This is a genomic window from Natronobacterium texcoconense, from assembly GCF_900104065.1.
Lineage (GTDB): Archaea > Halobacteriota > Halobacteria > Halobacteriales > Natrialbaceae > Natronobacterium > Natronobacterium texcoconense.
In genome coordinates this window covers 255,267-273,410 of record NZ_FNLC01000001.1, presented here as the reverse complement: position 1 = coordinate 273,410, position 18,144 = coordinate 255,267, and the positions used below count along the sequence as shown (strand labels likewise).

The 18,144-nt window shown below is 64.6% G+C and carries 20 protein-coding genes; 9 read left to right on the top strand and 11 right to left on the bottom strand.

What is annotated here, in order from left to right:
* Nucleotides 1–176 precede the first annotated feature (176 nt).
* From BLR35_RS01415 to BLR35_RS01395, 5 genes are read left to right on the top strand one after another with little or no spacing between them, the layout of a single operon-like run.
* Nucleotides 177–1,265: a M48 family metalloprotease gene (locus tag BLR35_RS01415; protein ID WP_090376263.1), complete on the top strand. Its 1,089-nt coding sequence runs from the start codon at nt 177–179 to the stop codon at nt 1,263–1,265.
* Entirely contained in the window at nt 1,262–2,986 is a 1,725-nt protein-coding gene (locus tag BLR35_RS01410; RefSeq protein WP_090376260.1) for a DUF4129 domain-containing protein, read from the top strand. Before BLR35_RS01415 ends, BLR35_RS01410 begins: the two co-directional genes overlap by 4 nt.
* Nucleotides 2,983–3,726: a Yip1 family protein gene (locus tag BLR35_RS01405; RefSeq protein WP_211704959.1), complete on the top strand. Its 744-nt coding sequence runs from the start codon at nt 2,983–2,985 to the stop codon at nt 3,724–3,726. Before BLR35_RS01410 ends, BLR35_RS01405 begins: the two co-directional genes overlap by 4 nt.
* Nucleotides 3,723–5,042 carry a DUF58 domain-containing protein gene (locus BLR35_RS01400; protein WP_090376257.1) on the top strand — a complete coding sequence of 440 codons (1,320 nt, stop codon included), beginning with the start codon at nt 3,723–3,725 and terminating at the stop codon, nt 5,040–5,042. Before BLR35_RS01405 ends, BLR35_RS01400 begins: the two co-directional genes overlap by 4 nt.
* Nucleotides 5,039–6,418, top strand: a complete 1,380-nt coding sequence (locus BLR35_RS01395; protein WP_090376254.1) for a hypothetical protein — start codon at nt 5,039–5,041, stop codon at nt 6,416–6,418. The genes BLR35_RS01400 and BLR35_RS01395 overlap by 4 nt, the downstream gene beginning before the upstream one ends.
* Here BLR35_RS01395 and BLR35_RS01390 read toward each other — a convergent pair.
* From BLR35_RS01390 to BLR35_RS01370, 5 genes are all read right to left on the bottom strand, one after another.
* Nucleotides 6,404–7,372 (bottom strand): AAA family ATPase, encoded by a 969-nt coding sequence (locus BLR35_RS01390; protein ID WP_090376251.1) that lies wholly within the window; start codon nt 7,370–7,372, stop codon nt 6,404–6,406. The two genes, BLR35_RS01395 and BLR35_RS01390, sit on opposite strands and share 15 nt — an antisense overlap.
* A gap of 41 nt (nt 7,373–7,413) precedes the next feature.
* Nucleotides 7,414–8,574: a 7,8-didemethyl-8-hydroxy-5-deazariboflavin synthase subunit CofG gene (cofG, locus tag BLR35_RS01385; RefSeq protein WP_090376247.1), complete on the bottom strand. Its 1,161-nt coding sequence runs from the start codon at nt 8,572–8,574 to the stop codon at nt 7,414–7,416.
* Between the two features lie 35 nt (nt 8,575–8,609).
* Nucleotides 8,610–9,314 carry a 2-phospho-L-lactate guanylyltransferase gene (gene cofC / locus BLR35_RS01380; protein WP_090376244.1) on the bottom strand — a complete coding sequence of 235 codons (705 nt, stop codon included), beginning with the start codon at nt 9,312–9,314 and terminating at the stop codon, nt 8,610–8,612.
* 158 nt (nt 9,315–9,472) lie between these two features.
* Nucleotides 9,473–10,648, bottom strand: a complete 1,176-nt coding sequence (locus BLR35_RS01375) for a tubulin/FtsZ family protein (protein ID WP_090376242.1) — start codon at nt 10,646–10,648, stop codon at nt 9,473–9,475.
* Between the two features lie 226 nt (nt 10,649–10,874).
* Nucleotides 10,875–11,792 carry a complex I NDUFA9 subunit family protein gene (locus tag BLR35_RS01370; RefSeq protein ID WP_090376239.1) on the bottom strand — a complete coding sequence of 306 codons (918 nt, stop codon included), beginning with the start codon at nt 11,790–11,792 and terminating at the stop codon, nt 10,875–10,877.
* A 102-nt stretch (nt 11,793–11,894) separates the two neighbouring features.
* Here BLR35_RS01370 and tmk point away from each other — a divergent pair, with 102 nt between their 5' ends.
* Nucleotides 11,895–12,494, top strand: a complete 600-nt coding sequence (tmk, locus tag BLR35_RS01365) for a dTMP kinase (RefSeq protein ID WP_090376236.1) — start codon at nt 11,895–11,897, stop codon at nt 12,492–12,494.
* A gap of 273 nt (nt 12,495–12,767) precedes the next feature.
* Here tmk and BLR35_RS01360 read toward each other — a convergent pair whose 3' ends face one another.
* The 3 genes from BLR35_RS01360 to BLR35_RS01350 all read right to left on the bottom strand — a co-directional run bounded on the left by BLR35_RS01360 (nt 12,768) and on the right by BLR35_RS01350 (nt 14,199).
* Nucleotides 12,768–13,184 carry an HIT domain-containing protein gene (locus tag BLR35_RS01360; protein WP_090376232.1) on the bottom strand — a complete coding sequence of 139 codons (417 nt, stop codon included), beginning with the start codon at nt 13,182–13,184 and terminating at the stop codon, nt 12,768–12,770.
* A gap of 368 nt (nt 13,185–13,552) precedes the next feature.
* Complete coding sequence (locus tag BLR35_RS01355; RefSeq protein WP_090376229.1) at nt 13,553–13,870, bottom strand: RPA12/RPB9/RPC11 RNA polymerase family protein; 318 nt, start codon at nt 13,868–13,870, stop codon at nt 13,553–13,555.
* Between the two features lie 98 nt (nt 13,871–13,968).
* Nucleotides 13,969–14,199, bottom strand: coding sequence for an Lrp/AsnC family transcriptional regulator (locus BLR35_RS01350; protein ID WP_090376226.1), 231 nt, complete (start codon nt 14,197–14,199; stop codon nt 13,969–13,971).
* Nucleotides 14,200–14,302: 103 nt separating this feature from the next.
* Between BLR35_RS01350 and BLR35_RS01345 the strand changes: the two genes are divergently transcribed.
* A complete protein-coding gene (locus BLR35_RS01345; protein WP_090376223.1) occupies nt 14,303–15,022 on the top strand; it encodes a potassium channel family protein in 720 nt (239 codons plus the stop codon).
* Nucleotides 15,022–15,252, top strand: coding sequence for an Lrp/AsnC family transcriptional regulator (locus BLR35_RS01340; RefSeq protein ID WP_090376221.1), 231 nt, complete (start codon nt 15,022–15,024; stop codon nt 15,250–15,252). The genes BLR35_RS01345 and BLR35_RS01340 overlap by 1 nt, the downstream gene beginning before the upstream one ends.
* Before the next feature lie 294 nt (nt 15,253–15,546).
* Here the strand turns inward: BLR35_RS01340 and BLR35_RS01335 are convergent, their stop codons facing one another.
* On the bottom strand, nt 15,547–16,071 hold the full coding sequence (locus tag BLR35_RS01335) for a DUF5813 family protein (protein WP_090376218.1): 525 nt from the start codon (nt 16,069–16,071) through the stop codon (nt 15,547–15,549).
* Between the two features lie 174 nt (nt 16,072–16,245).
* Here BLR35_RS01335 and BLR35_RS01330 point away from each other — a divergent pair, with 174 nt between their 5' ends.
* Nucleotides 16,246–16,428 (top strand): hypothetical protein, encoded by a 183-nt coding sequence (locus BLR35_RS01330; protein WP_090376215.1) that lies wholly within the window; start codon nt 16,246–16,248, stop codon nt 16,426–16,428.
* A gap of 46 nt (nt 16,429–16,474) precedes the next feature.
* On the opposite strand, the gene BLR35_RS01325 is transcribed toward BLR35_RS01330, so the two are convergent.
* Nucleotides 16,475–17,761, bottom strand: coding sequence for an O-acetylhomoserine aminocarboxypropyltransferase/cysteine synthase family protein (locus BLR35_RS01325; protein ID WP_090376212.1), 1,287 nt, complete (start codon nt 17,759–17,761; stop codon nt 16,475–16,477).
* A 135-nt stretch (nt 17,762–17,896) separates the two neighbouring features.
* Nucleotides 17,897–18,043, bottom strand: a complete 147-nt coding sequence (locus BLR35_RS20485; RefSeq protein WP_170830940.1) for a hypothetical protein — start codon at nt 18,041–18,043, stop codon at nt 17,897–17,899.
* Nucleotides 18,044–18,144: the final 101 nt, after the last annotated feature.

The following is an 18,144-nucleotide window of genomic DNA, read 5'->3' as shown; positions in this document are numbered from 1 at the left end:
CGACCGATATTCGGGGTTGGGACGCCAAAAGCCCGACGGATCGGGCTCCATTCGTCGTGTGACGAGGTCACAGGCTCCACCCCATGCTTACTCGCGGTCGCGACGAACGTTTCCCGGACCGAAACGGTCGGGGAAAATTTTTGACATTGTAACGGAAATCCGAAGTAACGCCCTCCATGAACCTTCGTCTCCGAATCTGTAGCGTTCTCGCCGTTTTCGTCGCGGTGAACGCGCTGTTCGTCCTCGTCGTCCTGTGGGCCTACGGCGTGTTCCTGCCGTGGCTCGTCGCTGGGAGCATCGTCTTCCTCCAGCACGGAACGGTCGCCGTCGACGTCTTTCGGTTGCCGGTTTCCTGGCTCACCGCAGCGGTGCTGGTCGCGGCGTTTCTCGGCGCACAGGTGTACTACGGCTACAACCGCGTGCTCTCGAGAGCGAGCAGCGGCGACGCCGACCACGAAGTCGGCCGCATCGTCCGCCGCCTCTCGATGACCGCCGACGTTCCCGAGCCGAACGTTCGCGTCGTCGACGGTGAGGAACCGAGCTGTTACACGATCGGCCGGTTCACCGACGCGACGATCGTCGTCTCGACGGGCCTCATAGAGCGACTCGACAGCGACGAACTCGAGGCCGTCCTCGCCCACGAACTCGCTCACGTCGCCAACCGCGACGTGACGCTGATGACGATCACGACGCTGTTCGTCGAGATCGCCGATCGAGTCTATCACGCGGCGCGGCTGGCACGTCGGGCACTGTTCGATCCCGACGAGCTGACGATCCGGGGAAAACTTGCGTTGCAGTGGTTTCTCCCGCTCGTCGCACTGACGTATTTCTTCGTTGCACCGCTGTTGTGGGTGTTCCCAACGATCGCCGACTGGTCGACGCGGACCCTCTCTCACGCACGGGAGTTCGCCGCCGACGCCGCGGCCGCCCGGACGACGGGTAATCCCCTCGCTCTCGCGACTGCGCTGACGACGCTCGCCGAGACGACGGACACGCCGGCAACGGACCTGCGAATTGCCAGGACGCGTGCGCTGTGTATCGTCCCGACCAACCCCGTTACCGGTGCCGACGCCGACACGAACTCGATCCCAGCCACAGCGGAGTCGGCCGCCGTCGATACTCGCCGCGACCAGGTTCGGACGTGGCTCGAGGGGGAGACGCCGACTATCGGCGCGGGGACCGATACGCATCCACCGGTCGAGAAACGGGTGCGGCGGCTTCAGGAGATTGCCGTCGACCTGGAACGAACGAGGGGGTCGAAATGAACGGGAAGCATCAGCTCCTGTTCGTGCTCGGCTGTGTCGTGTGTCTGCTGGCCGTCGCCAGCGCGTTACCGGCGGCGGATCCGCGACTCGCCCCGCCGGGTGGCGACGAGTCGGCGGCCGGGGACTGGGAATCGATCGACGGAACGCCTTCGGTTACCCCGGATCCAGTCGACGACGAAATGACTGATTCCCGCGATTCGGACGACGAGACGTCCGATTCCGGCTCCGTACGGGATCCCGCCATCGAGATCGACGGCGCACTCGAGCCGGGCAACGAGGTCAGGATCGAAGTGGACTCCGCGAGTCCCTTCAGCGAACGGGAGGTCGAAGTCGAGGAGGAATCCATCGGATACACCGACTGGGGGCGTATCGATGCCACCGTCCCGTACACCGACGAGATGACCGTGTCGGTCCCCGAGGACAACACGTCGCGAACGGTCGACGTCGAGACGAACGCGACGATCGAGTTCCACGACGGTGCCGCGCCGACTGCCGACTTCGAACTGTCGGCCGAAGTCGGCTCGATGCCGCTCGAGGCCGGGACCGTCTACGTCGACGGCGAGGAAGCAGCAACGACGGACGAGGACGGGTTCGCTACCGTGACGCTTCCCGAACGCGCCGGACCAGCGGATATCAGCGTCGAACGCGGTCCGGTTGCGGGCGAACGAACCGTCGAGGTCGCCGAGCCGACGGTCGGGTTCGTCTCCCAGTTCCTGTTCCCGGGATCGCCCGCTCCCGTGCAGGTCTCGGCGGACGGCACGCCGGTCCCGGACGCGACGATCGAACTCGAGGACGGCGAGAGCGAAACGACCGGTGACGACGGCCGGGCGATCGTCTGGCTGCCGATCGACGATTCGGCGACGGTTACCGCAACCGTGGGCGAGGAATCCACGATGACGACCGTCGAGAACCTCTATCTCCGGCTTGCGGCGCTCGTCGTGCTCGTCCCCGGCTTCGTCGTCGGCGGGGTCGTAACCTACGTCCGACTCGCCGCCCGCACCGACGGACGGGGGATCGGTCTCAACGGAACGTTCGTCGCGCTCGCGAACGTCCTTTCGGGAGTCTCCGACGTCCTCGCCCGGAGCGGCGGGGCGTTCTCGAGGGCAGTCGACGCGTTCGAGGGGGCGTTTGCGGGACTGCGAGATATCCACGTCCCGTCGGTGTCGCTGCCTCGGTTCGACCTCGTGATTCCGGAACGCAGCGGCCGGGGGCTGCCGTCGATCGGTCCAGCCCTCTCCTCGTTCGGCAGCGCGTTCGGTTCGGTGTCGCTGCTGGGCTCGCTGTTCGAGCAATCGATTCGTTCCGGCGACTCGCGGACGGAAAGCGGATTCCTCGAGGATCTGTTCGCCGGCGACGAGTCGGACGACGAGGACGACGAGGACGACGAGGACGAACCCGAGGGGACGGAGCCGGCGACGCTGGCCGACGAATCGCTCGCTCCTCGAGGCCCGCGCGCCGAGATTCGAACGGCCTGGCACGCGTTTCTCGACCGGATCGTTCCCGCGAACCGGGAGACGCTGACGCCGGGCCAGGCCGCCCGGCACGCGCTCGCGGCCGGGTTCCCGAGCGAGCAGGTGGCCCGACTCGTCTCGATCGTTCGCGACGTCGAATACGGGAATCGTGACCCCTCGCCCGAGCGAGTGCTCGAGGCGCGTGAAACGGCGACCGACCTGATCGAACACGACGACCGCGAGGACGATAGTACGGAGGGATCCGAATGAGCCGTCGCTCGGGGTCCACCGGTCGTGGATCTGTCACACGATGGTTCACGTCCGATCCCAGCCGTCTCGCCGTCGCGGTGATCGCAGGGGGTGCCGTCCTCTCCCTCGGTGCGGTGGCTCTCGGAGGATTCGTCCGATACGGCCAGGTTCTCGCCGGCCTGCTCTACGCGCTCGCGGTACTGCTCCCGATCCTCGGCGCGATTCTCGCGATCAGCGCGCTCTGGTGGGCACTCGTCGCGGCCGACTCGAGCGAGCGACCGCTGTATGACGGCGAGCCACCCGAGAAGGGAGACACGCGAACGAAAGATCCGGTCGCCCGCGAGACGAAGTGGCAACTCGACGAGGCCGCAAACGACTGGTATCGCTGTCGAGCCGAGCGAGCGACCGCCGAGGTCGTGGAGCGACTCGACGAGGGAGCGATTCGCACCCTCCGTGCGAGACGCGGTCTCGATCGCCACAGCGCCCGCGAAGCGGTTCGGTCGGGAACGTGGACCGACGATCGGGTCGCCGCCGCGTTCCTCTCGACCGACGTGGGTCAACCGCTCGAGGAACGGCTCCGGGGCGCGATCGATCCCGGGAAAGCCTTCGAGCGGCGAGTCCGGCGGACGCTGTCGGCGATCGACGAGATCGGAGCCGATTCGCGCTCGCTCGAGCAACCCGCCGAAGGAGGACGGGAGACGTCGACTCTCGAGTTGTCCCCCGGACGGTCCGATCGAACGGAACCGGAGGTGTCCCGATGACCGGTGATCGAACCGTCGGCCGGGTCGACCGCGGCGAGTGGGCCGTCGCCGCAGCGTTGCTGGTAGCAGGCGCGGGTCTCGCGGTCGGCAGCCAGGTGCTCGTCGTCGCTGCAACGTTGCCGCTGTGGTACGTCGCTGCAGCCGTCTTCGGCACTCGACGGTCCGCAGTGGTCCGAGTCAGCCGCGAGATCAACGTCGACGGCGAGCAACGAAGTGACAAGCAGGAGTCCGTCGTTTCCGTCGATCCCGGCGAGACCGCGACCGTCCGGACCACGGTCCAGAACGCCGACTCGGAGCCGATCGTCGACCTTCGAATCGTCGACGGCGTTCCCGCGTCGTTGTCGGTCGTCTCCGGTACGCCGCGGGCCTGTGTCTCCCTCGAGCCACTCGAGACGACGACCGTCGAGTACGAGATGCAACTCGAGCGTGGCGAGTACACGTTCGACGACGCGACGGTTCGGACGCGCGGTCCGAGCGGTTCGGTGACGGAGACGTGGACGCCGGACGTAGACGGCCAGGACACCGTTCGCTGTACGCCGACGGTCGAGACGGTTCCGCTGGGCGATGCGACGAACGACTACGCTGGCGACGTACCGACCGACGAGGGCGGCAGCGGCGTCGAGTTTTACTCCGTACGCGACTACGAACCGAGCGATCCGGTCAACTCGATCGACTGGCGACGGTACGCCGCCAGCCGGGAACTGGCGACCGTCGAGTACCGCGCCGAACGATCGACGCGAGTCGTCTGTATCGTCGACGCCAGACCCAGCCAGTTCCGTGCAGCGACGGTGGAAGCCGTCCCCGCAGTCGACCACTCGGCCGACGCCGCCGAACGGACGCTCGAGACGCTTATAGACGCAGGCCATCCCACGGGCGTCATCGGTATCTCCGAGCGGTGGACCGAGACAGTCGAACCGGGTACCGGAGCGGTGACGCGAGAACGAGCGACGCGACTGCTAGAGACGGCTCGCAAGCAGAATTACGACTCGTGGTTCTACACCCTCTCTTCCGGTGGTCTGGGTGAGAGGGTGGCCACGGAGCTGCCCGGCGAGGCACAGGTGTACCTGTTCTCCTCGTTCGTCGACGACGCGCCGCTCGAACTCGTCGAACAGCTCCGGACTCGAGGGTTCGCCGTACGAATCGTTTCGCCGGACGTGACGGGCGGTGACGACCTCGCGACCCGGCTCGAGGCGCTCGACCGGGAGAACCGACTGGCTCACGCTCGTGCCACCGGAGCCCGCGTCGTCGACTGGGAGCCGGAGCGGTCGCTCGGACTCGTTCTCCACGAGGCTATCGGGGAGGTGAGCCGACGATGACCGACGGAGACGTTGGACTGCCGTCGACGACGGCGTGGACGGTCGCGGTCGCGGCTCTCGTCGGAACGATCGCGCTGGCCGCGTTCGATCCGTCTGTCGCCGTCGGAGCGGCGTTCGGGCTCGTCCTCGCGGCAGTGGCGGCGGGATTCAGCGGATCGTACTGGCACACGGCGGCTGCTTCGGCACTGTTGCCGGTCGTCGGTATCGGCGCCATCGCCGCCGCCGCTGGAACCGCAACGGGAGTCGCCGGCGCCGCAATGACGGCGGTCGGGGCGGTGATCGGGATCACTACTGGCGGCACTCTCTCCGATCGGTTGACGACCGCGACAGTCGATCGCGTCAGTACTGGCGCGCTGTTTTCGGGACTCGTCGCCGGAACGGTCGCGTTGGCCGTGCTCTCCGCCTCTCAAGCGGGCGGGCGAGAAGCGGTGCTCGAGACGATACTGTGGGCTACGGGTCACGGGACGGGTGGCCTCTTCCTGGCAGTGGCCGGTGCAGCGATCGCCATCGGAGGTGGTCTCGTCTCGCTTCCCGCCGGCGCGTTCGCCAGGCCGTCGACCCGTGATTCGTATATCCGCGCTCGAAACGGACTCCTCTCGTTGCTCGCCGTCGGCGTCATCGTCGCAGGCTTCCTCCTCGGGACGCTCGCGGTGCTCTCCTGGTACGTCCCGCTTCTCGAGGGAGTCGCCGCCGGAATTGCCGGATCGACGGTCGTCCGTGGCGCGATCGCAGTCGTAACCGCCGTCGGGAGTACTGCGATCGCGTTCGGACTGATCGTTCGATTCTCGTGGTTCGGCACGAACGCGGGGTCGAACGCCGTCGTTCCGGTTCTCGTCGGCTCGACGGTCGGCCTGGGTGGTTCGCTCCCGGTCGTGCTCGTGGTCGGGGCCGACTCGCCAGCGGCCGTCGGCTCGCTACTGGGGGTTGCCGCCGTCGTTCTCGTCGCCGGACTACCGGTGAGGATCGCTCATCGATGGCTGCACCGGGAACTCGGTCACGGGAGCGCGACCGTGATCGCCTGCACACTCATAGCTGGCGGCGTCGGTGTCGGCGCGACCGTCGACGCGGTCGCTGGGCTCGCGGATATTCGGGTCGCCGTGATTTCGCTCGTTGCGATCGCGGCCGGACTGTTCGTCTACGACGTCGGCCGGTACGGACGGACGCTGGCCCGCGACGTCGGTGCTGGCGCGTCCCGGCGGCCGCAGTACGTCCGTGCCGGCTGGAGCGCGCTGATCGCGGCCGTCGGCGTTCCCATCGCCGTGATCGGACTGGTCGCTGCGACGGTGTTCGCACCGACGCTCTCGGCTCCGGCAGCAGGAGCCGTCGTCGTCGCGCTCGCTGCGGTCGTCTTCGGTACCCAGCTACTGTTTCGCTGACTCGGGGTTCATCGCCGGCACCTCGACGTCGTCGAGCACGGAGTCGACGACAGCCCGCCTAGAGACGCCCTCGACGCTCGCCTCGGGCGTCAACACGAGCCGATGGGCGAGCGCGGCTGGCGCGACGGACTTGACGTCGTCCGGAGCGACGTAGTCCCGGCCCTCGAGGACGGCCCACGCGCGACTCACCTCGAACAGTCGCTGGACGCCACGCGGGGAGACACCGACGTCGACTCGGCCGTCCGTCCGCGTCGCTCGACAGACCGCGCCGACGTAGTCACGCAGCGGCCCTTCGACGGTGACGGTTTCGGGAACCCGCTGTAACTCGCGGACGGTCTCGCGGTCGACGATCGGGTCGACGGTCGGATCCGGGCGGTCGCGGTCGGCCCGCCGGTCGATCAGTTCACGCGTTCCGTCGGCGTCGGGATAGCCGAGCGAGGTCTTGATCATGAACCGGTCACGCTGGGCTTCGGGGAGTTCGAAGGTACCCTCCTGCTCGACGGGGTTCTGGGTCGCGATGACGACGAACGGATTCGGCAGGTCGTGTGTCTCGCCGTCGACTGTCACCTGTCCCTCCTCCATCGCCTCGAGCAGCGCGGACTGGGTCTTCGGCGGCGCACGGTTGATCTCGTCGGCAAGCACGACGTTCGCGAACACCGGACCGGGCGTGAAGTGGAACTCGCCGGTCTCCTCCTCGAAAACGTACGAGCCGGTAACGTCGGAGGGCATCAGGTCCGGCGTGAACTGAATCCGGGAGAACTCGAGGCCGAGCGCCGTCGCGAACGACCGTGCAGTGAGGGTCTTTCCCGTTCCGGGTACGTCCTCGAGGAGCACGTGTCCGCGTGCGAGCACGCCGGCGATGATCTCTTCCAGGACGGTCTCGTCGGCGACGACGGCAGAGAGGATCTCGTCGACAACGGTCTCCGCTGTCGCCGCGGCGTCGGGGACTGACATATCGGGTACGGTAGCTACGCGAACTTATATTTCCCGACGATTTACGCGGACGAGCCGATCACCGACCGGTACCGGCGGCCGGCCTCGTCGTCAGCTGTCAATGCGTCACGGATCGTCGACGAGATCCACTCGCGACTCGAGTCGTTCCCACCGTTCGTCCCCTCGGCCGGAACGCCGTCGAACCCCGCAGGCCGCAGGTCGGCCGGCAGGAATCGTTCGTACACGGGCAGCCGTTCCTCCAGGGGTAGTCCCGAATCGTCTGCGATCGACTCGAGTTCTCGCAGGGCGGGCCAGGCGTAGTCGGGGTTGACGTGGTCGTCGGTGACCGGCGAGACGCCGCCGAGGTCGTCGACGCCGCAGTCGATCAGTTCGCGTGCGGGCGTGAGATTCGGCGGTACCTGCACCGACACCTCCTCCGGGAGGGCGGCGCGGGCCATCGCCGTCACCCGGCGCATCGTCCCGAGGTCGGGCGTCCCGCCGGACCAGCGTTCGTTCTCCCGGACCGGCTGGACGATCACCTCCTGGACGTGGTCGTACCGGTCGTGGAGTTCGCGGATGGCAAGCAGGCTCTCCGCGCGATCGCGCCAGTCCTCGCCGACGCCGACCAAGATGCCGGTCGTGAAGGCGACGTCGAGTTCGCCCGCCGTCCGGATCGTCTGCAGGCGCTGGCCCGGCTCCTTCCGACGTGGGCCAGCGTGGGCGTCGATCTCCGCAGTCGTCTCGAGCATCACACCCATGCTGGCGTTGACGTCCGCCACTTCCGCCATCTGCTCGCGGGTCTGGTCGCCCGGGTTCGCGTGGGGGAGCAATCCTTCCTCGAGAGCGACCTCGCAGGCCTCCCGCAGGTAGGTGTGGATCGAGTCGTGGCCCCACTCCTCGAGTTGCTCGTAGATTTGAGTGTAGCGGTCGTCTGGATCGTCACCGAACGTAAAAAGCGCCTCCGTACATCCCGCGTCGGCACCCTGTCGACAGATTTCCCGGACCTCCTCGAGCGAGAGCAGCGACGCCTGTCCCGGCGGATCGAAGTAGGTACAGTAGGTACAGGTGTACCGACAGGCCGTCGTCAACGGGACGAAGACGTTACGCGCGAACGTCAACTCTGAGGGTCCGTCGACGTCGTCGGGCGTGACCTCGAGCAGGTCTTCGACCGCCGCGTCGTCGATCGTCACGTCGACGCCGTACTCGCTGGCCCCGGGGATCATTACATCGGAGTGTCGGCGCGTGATACATAAGGACTTCACTTCGAGCGGTCGCGAGCGGTTCGTGCCACGTCGACGCGCCCGTCCGTCGTCTCGAGTTCGAAGCCCAGGTCCCGCAGGTACGACGGCGCGTGCTTGTGCTCGGAGCCGTGGACGAGCGGTTCCACGAGGTCCGCGGGTTCGTCGATGTCGGTCGCCAGCCGGAACGAGTCGACCGTTTCGAGCGAGGCACCGACCTCGCGAGCGATCCGGCAGTGATCGAGATAGGACGCGCCGTGGTAGTCGACGCGGAACTCGGGGTGGGAGACGACGAGCGCGTTCGTCCCGCCGCCCAGTCCGGGCGCGACGGCGACGTCGGCAGTTCGAGCAAAGAGATCCTCGAGCGCCTCGGGCGTCGCGAGCGCGAGGTCGGCCATGACGACGGCGACGGGTTCCTCGGTCGCCTCGAATCGCGCGTTGACCGCGTCGGTCAGTGGCCTGTCGTCGACCTCGACCGCGACGCCGGCGTCGGAAAGCGTCGCCGCGGAGGAATCGAGATCGACCGTGTCGTCGGCGAGGTCGAACCCCGACTCGAGCGAGAGCGGTGCTGTCGAGGCGACGGTCGGCTCGTACCCTGTCTCGATGATCGCTTCGAGGACGTCCACGAGCATCGCTCGCGCGAACGTCGCTCGCTCCTCGGGAGAGAGCACGCTCTCGAGACGGGTCTTGGGCGACTCTGCGGCGAACGGCACGACGACCTGCATCTGCCGGTCGTAGCCCGTACGCGCTCAAAAGTACGTCGGAGTTCGAAGTCGGGAAACGCCGATGGACGACGCGTCGACCACACCGGGTCGCGTTCTACGTGCCCCCCGACACGCAAGCGACCGTCGACCACCGCCGTTGCGTTCCCGATTCGTTCGATCTAGAACAACGGCTCGAGTTCGTCCTCGTCGTCGTCGACGAGTTCCTCGAGGTTTTCGTTGCTCTCGGCCGCGATTTCGTCCATGTTGTCCTGTGCTTCGATCGCGACCTGCTGGAGGCGCTTGATCCGCGGGACGTCGGTGACACCCGACAGGAGCACCGACGCCGAAACCTCGGGCACCTCGCGTGGGAAGTCGCCACCGCGGACTTCCATGCTACCGGTTTCCTCTTCGAGCCACTTGCGTCCGCGTTCTATCCCTTTTCGATTGAGATACTCCGATGGACCAGAGAGAACGAGCAGTGCGCGCTCGGTCCCTTCGATCTCACAGGGCAGCGTGAGACGCCCGAGTGCAGCCTTGCGGACGAGACTCGTGATCCGGTTCGTCGTGTTCGCGCCGTCCAGGTCGTGGTCGGCGTCGTCGCCGGTAAACCGGGAGAGGAGACCGCTGCTGTTGTTCAGCTCGACGCCTTCGCTCGCGTAGCCGACAGTAGAGACACCACCACCGGAGAGCGTGTTGATGATTTCGGAGGAGTCGACGACGCTCTCTGCGACTTCCTCGTCGTCGCCGACCTCGCCGGCGCCAAAGAGGACGCCGAAGCGTCGAACGATCTCCTCGTTGATCTTGGCGTAACCGCCTTCGACGGACTCGCCGGTCTGTCGCCAGGAGTCGTTGTCGAAGACCATCAGGTTGTCGACCTCGCGGACGAACGTCTGGAACGACCGAGCCGCGTTGAGCGTGTAGATACCACCCTCGTCAGTTCCAGGCAGAATTCCGAGCCCGTAAACCGGGATCGTGTAGATCCGCTTGAGGTGTTTCGCGAGGACGGGGGAACCCCCCGACCCAGTCCCGCCGCCCATCCCGGCGACGATCAGGAACGCGTCGACCTCGTGGGTCGGGATCGAGTCGATCGCGTTCTGGATCTCGTCGATATCCTCTTCGGCGATTTCCGCGCCGAGTTCGTTGTCTGCTCCTACACCGTGGCCCTTCACGCGGGCCTGGCCGATGAGTACACGATTTTCCTTGGGAACCCGATCGAGTCCCATCAGGTCCGCTTTCGCGGAGTTAACCGCGACCGCCGCACGGACGATCGCGCTGTTCGTTCGTTCGTCGTACTCGAGAAACCGATCGACGATTTTACCACCGGCCTGTCCGAATCCGATCATCGCCAACTTCATTGTTTGTCAGGGGGCTCCGTTGAATAGGTAACAGAGTAATCAGGGACATAAGTCTTTTGATGGTGCCCTTTATGAGAAAATTCACGAGCATAAAAAATCGATAGAAGGGACGGTTTTTCGAAGGAGATAGTCAAGGAAAAAGAAACGTCTGACTAGCGGCAGTCATGTTCTTTATATTAACAGTTGTGGCACGGGAACGAGTCACGGGATACTGTGCGACAGGCAGTCACGTCGGCTCTCGTGGCGACTCGAACGCACGACCGTCGGACTCGAGATACGTCTGCAGCGTCGTCAGTTCGTCGGGATCGACGCCGAACGCGGTGACGTCGTTGTCGGAAACAGTGTTGTCAATCTTCAGCGATCGTGCCTGATCGGGGCCGAACGGGACGAACGGGAGCGGCTCTGCCACGGTGAGACCGAGTTTCGCAAGCGCCATCGGAACGGGCAACACGGACACCGACTTTCCGTCGGCCTCGTACGCCAGTTCCGTCACGTCCGCGAGCGTCAGGACCTGCGGACCGGCGACCTCGTAGATCTCGCCAGCGTGGTCGTCGTCCGCTACGGCATCCGCAAGCAGCGGAACGAGGTCGCCAACCCAGATCGGCTGGAACCGGGTCTCGCCGCCACCGGGAAGCCCCGTGACGTACGGCGTCGTCAACTTCTTCGTGAACCCGACGAACTCGCCGCCGTCGCCGAACACGACCGACGGGCGGAAGATCGTCCACTCGAGACTCGAGTCCCGGACGACGTCTTCGGCGTGACCCTTCGCGCGGAGAAACGCCGTATCTCCGTTCGGATCGGCGTCGAGGCCGCTCATCTGGAGGAACCGGTCGACGTCGTGGGTTTCGGCCGCCCGAACCAGGTTTTCCGTGCCGCCGAGGTGGACGGTCTCGTGGTCCAGATTCCCCTTCGGCTGATACAGCGGCGACAGCGAGACCAGATTGACGACCGCGTCCTGCCCCGCGACTGCGCTCTCGATCGACTCGTAGGCGGTCGCGTCTCCCATCGCGAGGTCGACGTCCTCGGGGAGCGACCCCCGGTCAGGGTTCCGGGACAGCGCCGTCACCTCGTGGCCTCGTTCGACGAGTTCGGTGCAGAGATTCGTGCCGATGAAACCGGTGCCGCCAGCGACGAGGACCTTCATAGTCGGAATATACACGCGAACCGATAAATAACTGATCGGCTACGCTGGTAGGTTCGCCGCCGAAACGAATGGACCTTATATTTCTCTCTACCACGTGCGACCATGCTCGTCACGCTCGAGGGACTGGACGGCAGCGGCAAGACGACGGTCTGGGAGGCACTCCAGGATCGCTACCCCGACGCGGTCTTTACCCGCGAACCGACGAACGACTCCTGGTACGGTGACGCCGTCTACCGCTCGATCGAGGACGACGACGCCGACTCGCTGGCCGAACTCTTCCTGTACACCGCCGACCACGCCGACCACCTCACCCGAACGATCGAACCCGCCCTCGAGCGCGGCGACCTCGTGATCTCGGATCGCTACTCCGACTCCCGATTCGCCTACCAGGGTGCCACCCTCGCAGCGTACGACCGACTCGAAGTCCCCGATCCCCTCGAGTACGTCGTCGCCGTCCACGAACCGTTCACGATCGAACCCGACCTGACGATCTATCTTGACGTCGACCCCGAGACCGCCGCGGAACGCGCGGGCGCGACGAACAAATTCGAACGGGTAGAGTACCTCGAGCAGGTTCACGAGAACTACGAACGACTGCTCGAGCGTCACCAGAATCGGTTCGTTCGGATCGACGCGACGCAGGAACCGGATGCAGTGCTCGAGGAAGTCGAAGACGTGCTGGCCGGCGTAACCGGAAACTGACCTCCTCCCACGACTGAAGTCGTGGGGTTCCCGTCACGGACGGGGGTCCCACAAGTTGGGGAGGTTCGCAAGTCCGTTCGAGTCCTCGAACGACTTGCGTTCTGGGTCGGGTCAGTACGACCCCCGGTCGAGATAGCGGGCTTCATCTACCCCGTATGGGTGCGTATCCTTACCTCGACCTCGGCACGTGGTAGTATTGTACGAGGCCTGATTAAATCTTACGCGCTTCATCCCACGAGTAAATCGTGGGCTTTCGCGCTGTTACTGTGTAAACTACTGCGAGTTTCCCTCGAGTGCTGCTTTTACGGCCTCGTAGCTCCCATCGGAATCCGACGCTTCGTAGCCACTGTCCGGCCACAGGTCCAACCCGTCGGTGGAACGACGTGGCGCGACGTGCAGATGGAAGTGTGGAACCGACTGCTGGGCCGCCTCCCCGCTGGCGTGGAGAACGTTCACGCCGTCGAACTCGTCGTCCCGAAGCCGTTCGGCGATCGTCTTCGCGTGCGTAACGACCGTCCGAAACGTCGAATCAGGAATGTCGAACAGGTTCTCGTGGTGGGCTTTCGGAATTACCAGCAGGTGTCCTTCGGAGACTGGCTCGAGGGGTGCAAAGGCCAGCGTTTTGGCAGTCTCGTCGAGAACCTCGGCCTCCTCCTCTTCCGCGACGATGGCGCAGAACGGACAGGTCATGGCGGAATTCACTCACGGCTCTTTTATGAAGAGTAGGGCTTTAGATCCACAGAACAACACGGCGTCGTGTCCATTCGGGGCACCGTTCGCTCACCGCAAGCGAGCGACCCGAGTGAGCGGCTTTTTCATCGACGTTTTTGCGCCAGCGCGGGACCGTCGTGCCCGCGAGTCGTGCGGACGGGGGGTTTGCATCCCTGAGCAGAGAGTGGTTCGCCGAAGGCGAACTCGAGCGGAAAAAGTTCGTTCTATTCGTCTTCAGTTTAGAGCAGAACCAGCAGACAGCAGTTGCCTATCGGCGTTCATTTCTGAACGGAATGAGGAGGGGAGTCTGTGCGTATTTAAGGGGTAGGGATTCGCGAGATGCGCCGTCAGGTCTCGCGCCACTTGTGGCCACACTCGACGCAGGTTAACAGCCGAACCTCGTAGGAACCGCCCGGCTTCGGCATCATCTCGTAGTAGGCCCGGTCGCTGTCGCAGTCGTCCGCTGGACAGGGCTCCTGCATCGTCTCGGTGGAGCCCTGAGTCGCGTCGGCTACGGCAGGTGCCCCGTCGTCCCGCTGCCCCTCCCGGGTCGCCATCGCCGCTTCCGCTTGCGATTCCCGTGGTTCCTCGTTCTCACAGGAGCGACACACCCACGTATCGCCCTCCGTGTGCATCAGCGAACCACACTCGTCGCAGAATTGCATTCTAAATGCATCTACGTACGTGGCAGATATAGGTTTTTGATTCAACTACCTTCAGAAATCATCGAGCTGTAACGGTCGTTCACTAAGAACGTCAAAACTTAATCCATCGCGATATACGTCTTCGTGTCGGTGACACCTGTGAGCCCCTGGAGATTCGTCGAGACGACTTTCAGAATGTCGTAGACCTCCTCGGCTTCCACCTCGGCGATGATGTCGTAGTTGCCCGCGACGATGTGGGCTTCCTCGACGTCCTCGAGGCCTCTGATGTCGGCGAGCAGCCCTTCCGACTTCCCGGCGGCCGTCTTCACCATGATGAACGCGTGGACCATCGGGAGTGTGGTACTCCATCACACGACTAAAGCCTTTGCCCGTTGGCATGGTGTATGGTAAAACGGGGCAAGCTTATTGACGGGGGCGAGCGTACCCCTGTGCATGCGGTTCGTGATTATCGGCGCCGGTCGGGTCGGACTGCGTACGGCACGCGTCCTGCGCGACGAGGGCCACGACGTAACACTCATCGAACGGGACGAGCCGCGGGTCCGACGGGCCCGGAACGAGGGGTTCACCGTCGTCGACGGCGACGGCTCTCGCGAGAAAACCCTCGAGGAGGCCGACATCACGAACGCGGACGCGCTGGGTGCGCTAACGGCCGATCTAAACGCCAACTTCACAGCGTGTATGATCGCGAAACACTACGGCTGCCGGACCATACTGCGGATCGACGAAGCCTACCGCGAGGAGATCTACCGGAAGTACGCCGACGAGGTCGACGAACTGATCTACCCCGAACGGCTCGGCGCGATCGGCGCGAAAAACGCCCTCCTCGGCGGAACCATCCGTGCGATCGCGGACGTCGAACAGCAGCTACAGATCGTCGAACTGACGATCACCGACGACGCACCCGTCAACGGCTACACGATCCCCGAACTCGAACTGCCCGCCGACTCGACCGTCCTCGCCTTTGGCAAACGCGACGGCGAACTCGAGTTGCCCGGCGAAGACGAATCGCTCGAGGTCGGCGATCGACTGGTCGTCCTCGCCGACTTCGCGGTCCTGAGTGAGATTCGACAGCTGCTCGTCGGTGAATCGGAAGCGCGTGCAGCCGTGAACGCGGGAACGGGCTCGAGTTCCGGCTCCGGAGGTGTCAACTGATGGTCACAGCATTCGTCATGATCAAAGCGAACACGGGAGAGGCGGACCGGCTTCGAAACGAGATCAAAGCGATCGAGGGCGTCCAGTCGGCCTACATCGTCGCGGGTGACGTCGACATCATCGCGAAGACGAACGTCGACGCGCCTGCGGAGGTAAAAGAAATCGCGGCGACTCGAGTCCAGGAAATCGACGGCGTCGAAGGGACGCAGACGTACATCGCGATGGACTAGAAACGAACTTTTGCTCTGCGTGCGGTCGCGAAGCGACCGCACTCGGCAAAACTTCGATGAAAAGCACTCCTCCTTCCGTTCGGTCACTCCTACCGTCGCTCGGCTCACGGCTCCGCCGTTCGCCTAATCGCGGCGCGTAGCGCCGCGCACCTCACATCAGTCGTCGGCCCGCTCGCTCCTGATAGTCGCTTGCGGCACTTCCGGTGTAGCGGCCTGCCCTCCCCCGAGTCGTACGACTCTCGCAGGGCTTGAGTCGCACTCCCGGCCGGTAAATGAAGTTCTGTAAAGAGCAGTTTACATCGGCATCCCGCCGCCTTCCTCCGTCGCGTTCTGTGCGTTCTGCTGGGCGTTCGCGAGCAGCGTCGCCGCCGGACCGCGGTAGTCGTAGCCGGGGATGATCCCTTGGGCGTAGGTTCCCTCGACGTACTCGACGAGCGTCTTAGCGTCCTCGACCCCCTCGGCGGCGTCCCAGGCGACGTACTCGAGTCGGACGGTCACCTCGCTCGAGTCGCGTTCGACGACCGGTTCATCGTGCGTGCTCGTGTGTGCGACTGAAAAGACGTCCCCGAGTCGTCGCTCGAGCGTCTCGAACCAGCCGTCTTCGACGACTGGTGCGACGGTTTCGCCCTCGACGGCGGCGTCGAGCGTCGGGAGGGAGACGGTGACGGTGAACTCCCCGTCGCGTTTCCCCTCGGCGTCGTCGGCGGTTACGGTGGCGTCGAAGACCGTCGTCTCGAGTTCGTACTCGCCGTCGTCGGTCGGCGCGAAGGCGTCGTGGGATTCGAGTTCGCGTTCGGCGGCGTCCGGAAGTTCGGTCATCGGTGTAATCGACGGGCGTGACCGAAAAGGGTGTTACGCTGTTTCTTCTCGGCGATCGAACCGTTACAGGGCGAAATCGCAAGCAAGGAACGGGATCGTTTCACGAACGAAGCCACCCGTTTCCAGTGCAAACGCCCCGCATAACTACAATCGATATCGACGTTTCTCGTCGGCATGACTCTCGACAGAGATGCCGCCGACCGTCGCCGCTTCGCCCGCCTCCTCGGAACCGACGAGCGAGTCGGTTCCGGATTGCCGATCGGGACGCGCTCGAGTAAACGTTCGGTAACGGACGGGACGAACGATACGAACGATTCGAACGAAAAGCGAGGTCGCGAAAACGAGACGGCGAACTAACGGCCGGAATCCGAGCCGATCACCGGATTCTGCTCCTTTTGCCCGCTCAGGCCTGCGAGATCGCTCGATCGAGATCGGCGATCACGTCGTCGACGTCCTCGATGCCGACCGAGATCCGGACGAGGTCGTCGGAGACGCCGCTTGCCAGTTTCTCCTCCTCGGTGAGCTGCTGGTGGGTCGTGCTCGCGGGATGGATGATCAGCGTCTTCGCGTCGCCGACGTTCGCCAGCAAGCTCGCAAGTTCGACCTCGTTGCACACGGTTTCGGCGGCGTCGTACCCACCCTCGAGACCGAAGGTGATCATGCCGCCGTAACCGCCGTCGAGGTATTCTTTCGCGTTCTCGTGGGTCTCGTGGCTCTCGAGACCGGGGTAGTTGACCCAGGCGACGTCGTCGTGGTCCTCGAGGAACTCGGCGACGGCCATCGCGTTTTCGGAGTGCTTTTCCATTCGGAGGGGGAGACTCTCGAGTTTCTGCAGGGTGACCCAGGCGTCGAAGGGAGCCTGCTGGTTACCCAGGTCGCGCAGGCCGCGAGTGCGCGCGGCGATGGCAAACGCCTGCTCGCCGAACGTTTCGTAGAAGTTGACGCCGTGGTAGGCGGGGTTTGGCTCCGCAATTTCGGGGTAGTCGCCCTCGTCCCAGGGGAAGGAGCCGCCGTCGACGAGGACCCCGCCGACGGTCGACCCCGCGCCGTGGATCCACTTCGTCGTCGAGTTCCAGACCAGGTCGGCGCCGTGCTCGAGCGGCCGGCAGAGATAGGGCGTGGCAAAGGTGTTGTCGACGAACAGCGGCACGTCGTTCTCGTGGGCGATGTCCGCGATGCGTTCGATGTCTGGCGTCACGAGTGCAGGGTTGCCGATCGTCTCGAGGTGGACGAACGCAGTGTCGTCGTCGATCGCTTCCTCGTAGGCCTCGTAGTCGAGCGTGTCGACGAATTTCGTCTCGATCCCCCGTTTCTCGACGGTGTGGGTGAGGTAGGTGTAGGTCCCACCGTACAGCGACGACGACGAGACGATGTTGTCACCGACCTCGGCAAGAATGAACGTCGCCAGGTCGAACGCCGCCATCCCCGAGGACGTGGCGAGCGCCCCGACGCCCCCCTCGAGCGTCGCGATGCGCTCCTCGAGCATCGCGTTCGTCGGGTTCATGATCCGCGAGTAGATGTTGCCGAACTCCTCGAGTCCGAAGAGGGCGGCCGCATGGTCCGTATCCTCGAACTCGTAGGAGGTCGTCTGGTACAGCGGTGGTGCTCGAGCGCCGGTCGTCGGATCCGGCTCCTGTCCGGCGTGGACGCTGTCGGTGGCGAATCGGTGATCGTCGGATTCGTCGCTCATACGTATCGATGCTCGGCTCCAGGGGACCTAAAACTGCGAGTTGTCGCAAAAGACGCCGCCGTCGACGTCACGGTCAGAAACGGACGACAGACGGCCACGTACGGGAACGCAAGTGGAGATAGAAGGCCGGACCTCTCACGTGAAAATCGACGCGAACACGTCGCTAAACAGGACGAGCAGGATACCTGCGAGAACGACACCTATCGTCCAGATGATCAGGATGTACATCGTTCGCTTGATCTCGTCCTCTCGTTCGCCGCTCTGGATATCTTCAGCACTCATTTAGTGGTTGTTTTGCCGCGACGGACATAATTCTACCCTTCGAGCGTCGGGTATCGGGTCGGCAAGAACAGACGAGAAAGGCGATCGAATGGGACGAATCG

What these genes read in the sequence shown, in the direction of transcription:
- BLR35_RS01415 (WP_090376263.1), top strand. Translation starts at nt 177, where the DNA reads ATGAACCTTCGTCTCCGAATCTGTAGCGTTCTCGCCGTTTTCGTCGCG.
- BLR35_RS01410 (WP_090376260.1), top strand. Translation starts at nt 1,262, where the DNA reads ATGAACGGGAAGCATCAGCTCCTGTTCGTGCTCGGCTGTGTCGTGTGT.
- BLR35_RS01405 (WP_211704959.1), top strand. Translation starts at nt 2,983, where the DNA reads ATGAGCCGTCGCTCGGGGTCCACCGGTCGTGGATCTGTCACACGATGG.
- BLR35_RS01400 (WP_090376257.1), top strand. Translation starts at nt 3,723, where the DNA reads ATGACCGGTGATCGAACCGTCGGCCGGGTCGACCGCGGCGAGTGGGCC.
- BLR35_RS01395 (WP_090376254.1), top strand. Translation starts at nt 5,039, where the DNA reads ATGACCGACGGAGACGTTGGACTGCCGTCGACGACGGCGTGGACGGTC.
- BLR35_RS01390 (WP_090376251.1), bottom strand. Translation starts at nt 7,372, where the DNA reads ATGTCAGTCCCCGACGCCGCGGCGACAGCGGAGACCGTTGTCGACGAG.
- cofG (WP_090376247.1), bottom strand. Translation starts at nt 8,574, where the DNA reads ATGATCCCCGGGGCCAGCGAGTACGGCGTCGACGTGACGATCGACGAC.
- cofC (WP_090376244.1), bottom strand. Translation starts at nt 9,314, where the DNA reads ATGCAGGTCGTCGTGCCGTTCGCCGCAGAGTCGCCCAAGACCCGTCTC.
- BLR35_RS01375 (WP_090376242.1), bottom strand. Translation starts at nt 10,648, where the DNA reads ATGAAGTTGGCGATGATCGGATTCGGACAGGCCGGTGGTAAAATCGTC.
- BLR35_RS01370 (WP_090376239.1), bottom strand. Translation starts at nt 11,792, where the DNA reads ATGAAGGTCCTCGTCGCTGGCGGCACCGGTTTCATCGGCACGAATCTC.
- tmk (WP_090376236.1), top strand. Translation starts at nt 11,895, where the DNA reads ATGCTCGTCACGCTCGAGGGACTGGACGGCAGCGGCAAGACGACGGTC.
- BLR35_RS01360 (WP_090376232.1), bottom strand. Translation starts at nt 13,184, where the DNA reads ATGACCTGTCCGTTCTGCGCCATCGTCGCGGAAGAGGAGGAGGCCGAG.
- BLR35_RS01355 (WP_090376229.1), bottom strand. Translation starts at nt 13,870, where the DNA reads ATGCAATTCTGCGACGAGTGTGGTTCGCTGATGCACACGGAGGGCGAT.
- BLR35_RS01350 (WP_090376226.1), bottom strand. Translation starts at nt 14,199, where the DNA reads ATGGTCCACGCGTTCATCATGGTGAAGACGGCCGCCGGGAAGTCGGAA.
- BLR35_RS01345 (WP_090376223.1), top strand. Translation starts at nt 14,303, where the DNA reads ATGCGGTTCGTGATTATCGGCGCCGGTCGGGTCGGACTGCGTACGGCA.
- BLR35_RS01340 (WP_090376221.1), top strand. Translation starts at nt 15,022, where the DNA reads ATGGTCACAGCATTCGTCATGATCAAAGCGAACACGGGAGAGGCGGAC.
- BLR35_RS01335 (WP_090376218.1), bottom strand. Translation starts at nt 16,071, where the DNA reads ATGACCGAACTTCCGGACGCCGCCGAACGCGAACTCGAATCCCACGAC.
- BLR35_RS01330 (WP_090376215.1), top strand. Translation starts at nt 16,246, where the DNA reads ATGACTCTCGACAGAGATGCCGCCGACCGTCGCCGCTTCGCCCGCCTC.
- BLR35_RS01325 (WP_090376212.1), bottom strand. Translation starts at nt 17,761, where the DNA reads ATGAGCGACGAATCCGACGATCACCGATTCGCCACCGACAGCGTCCAC.
- BLR35_RS20485 (WP_170830940.1), bottom strand. Translation starts at nt 18,043, where the DNA reads ATGAGTGCTGAAGATATCCAGAGCGGCGAACGAGAGGACGAGATCAAG.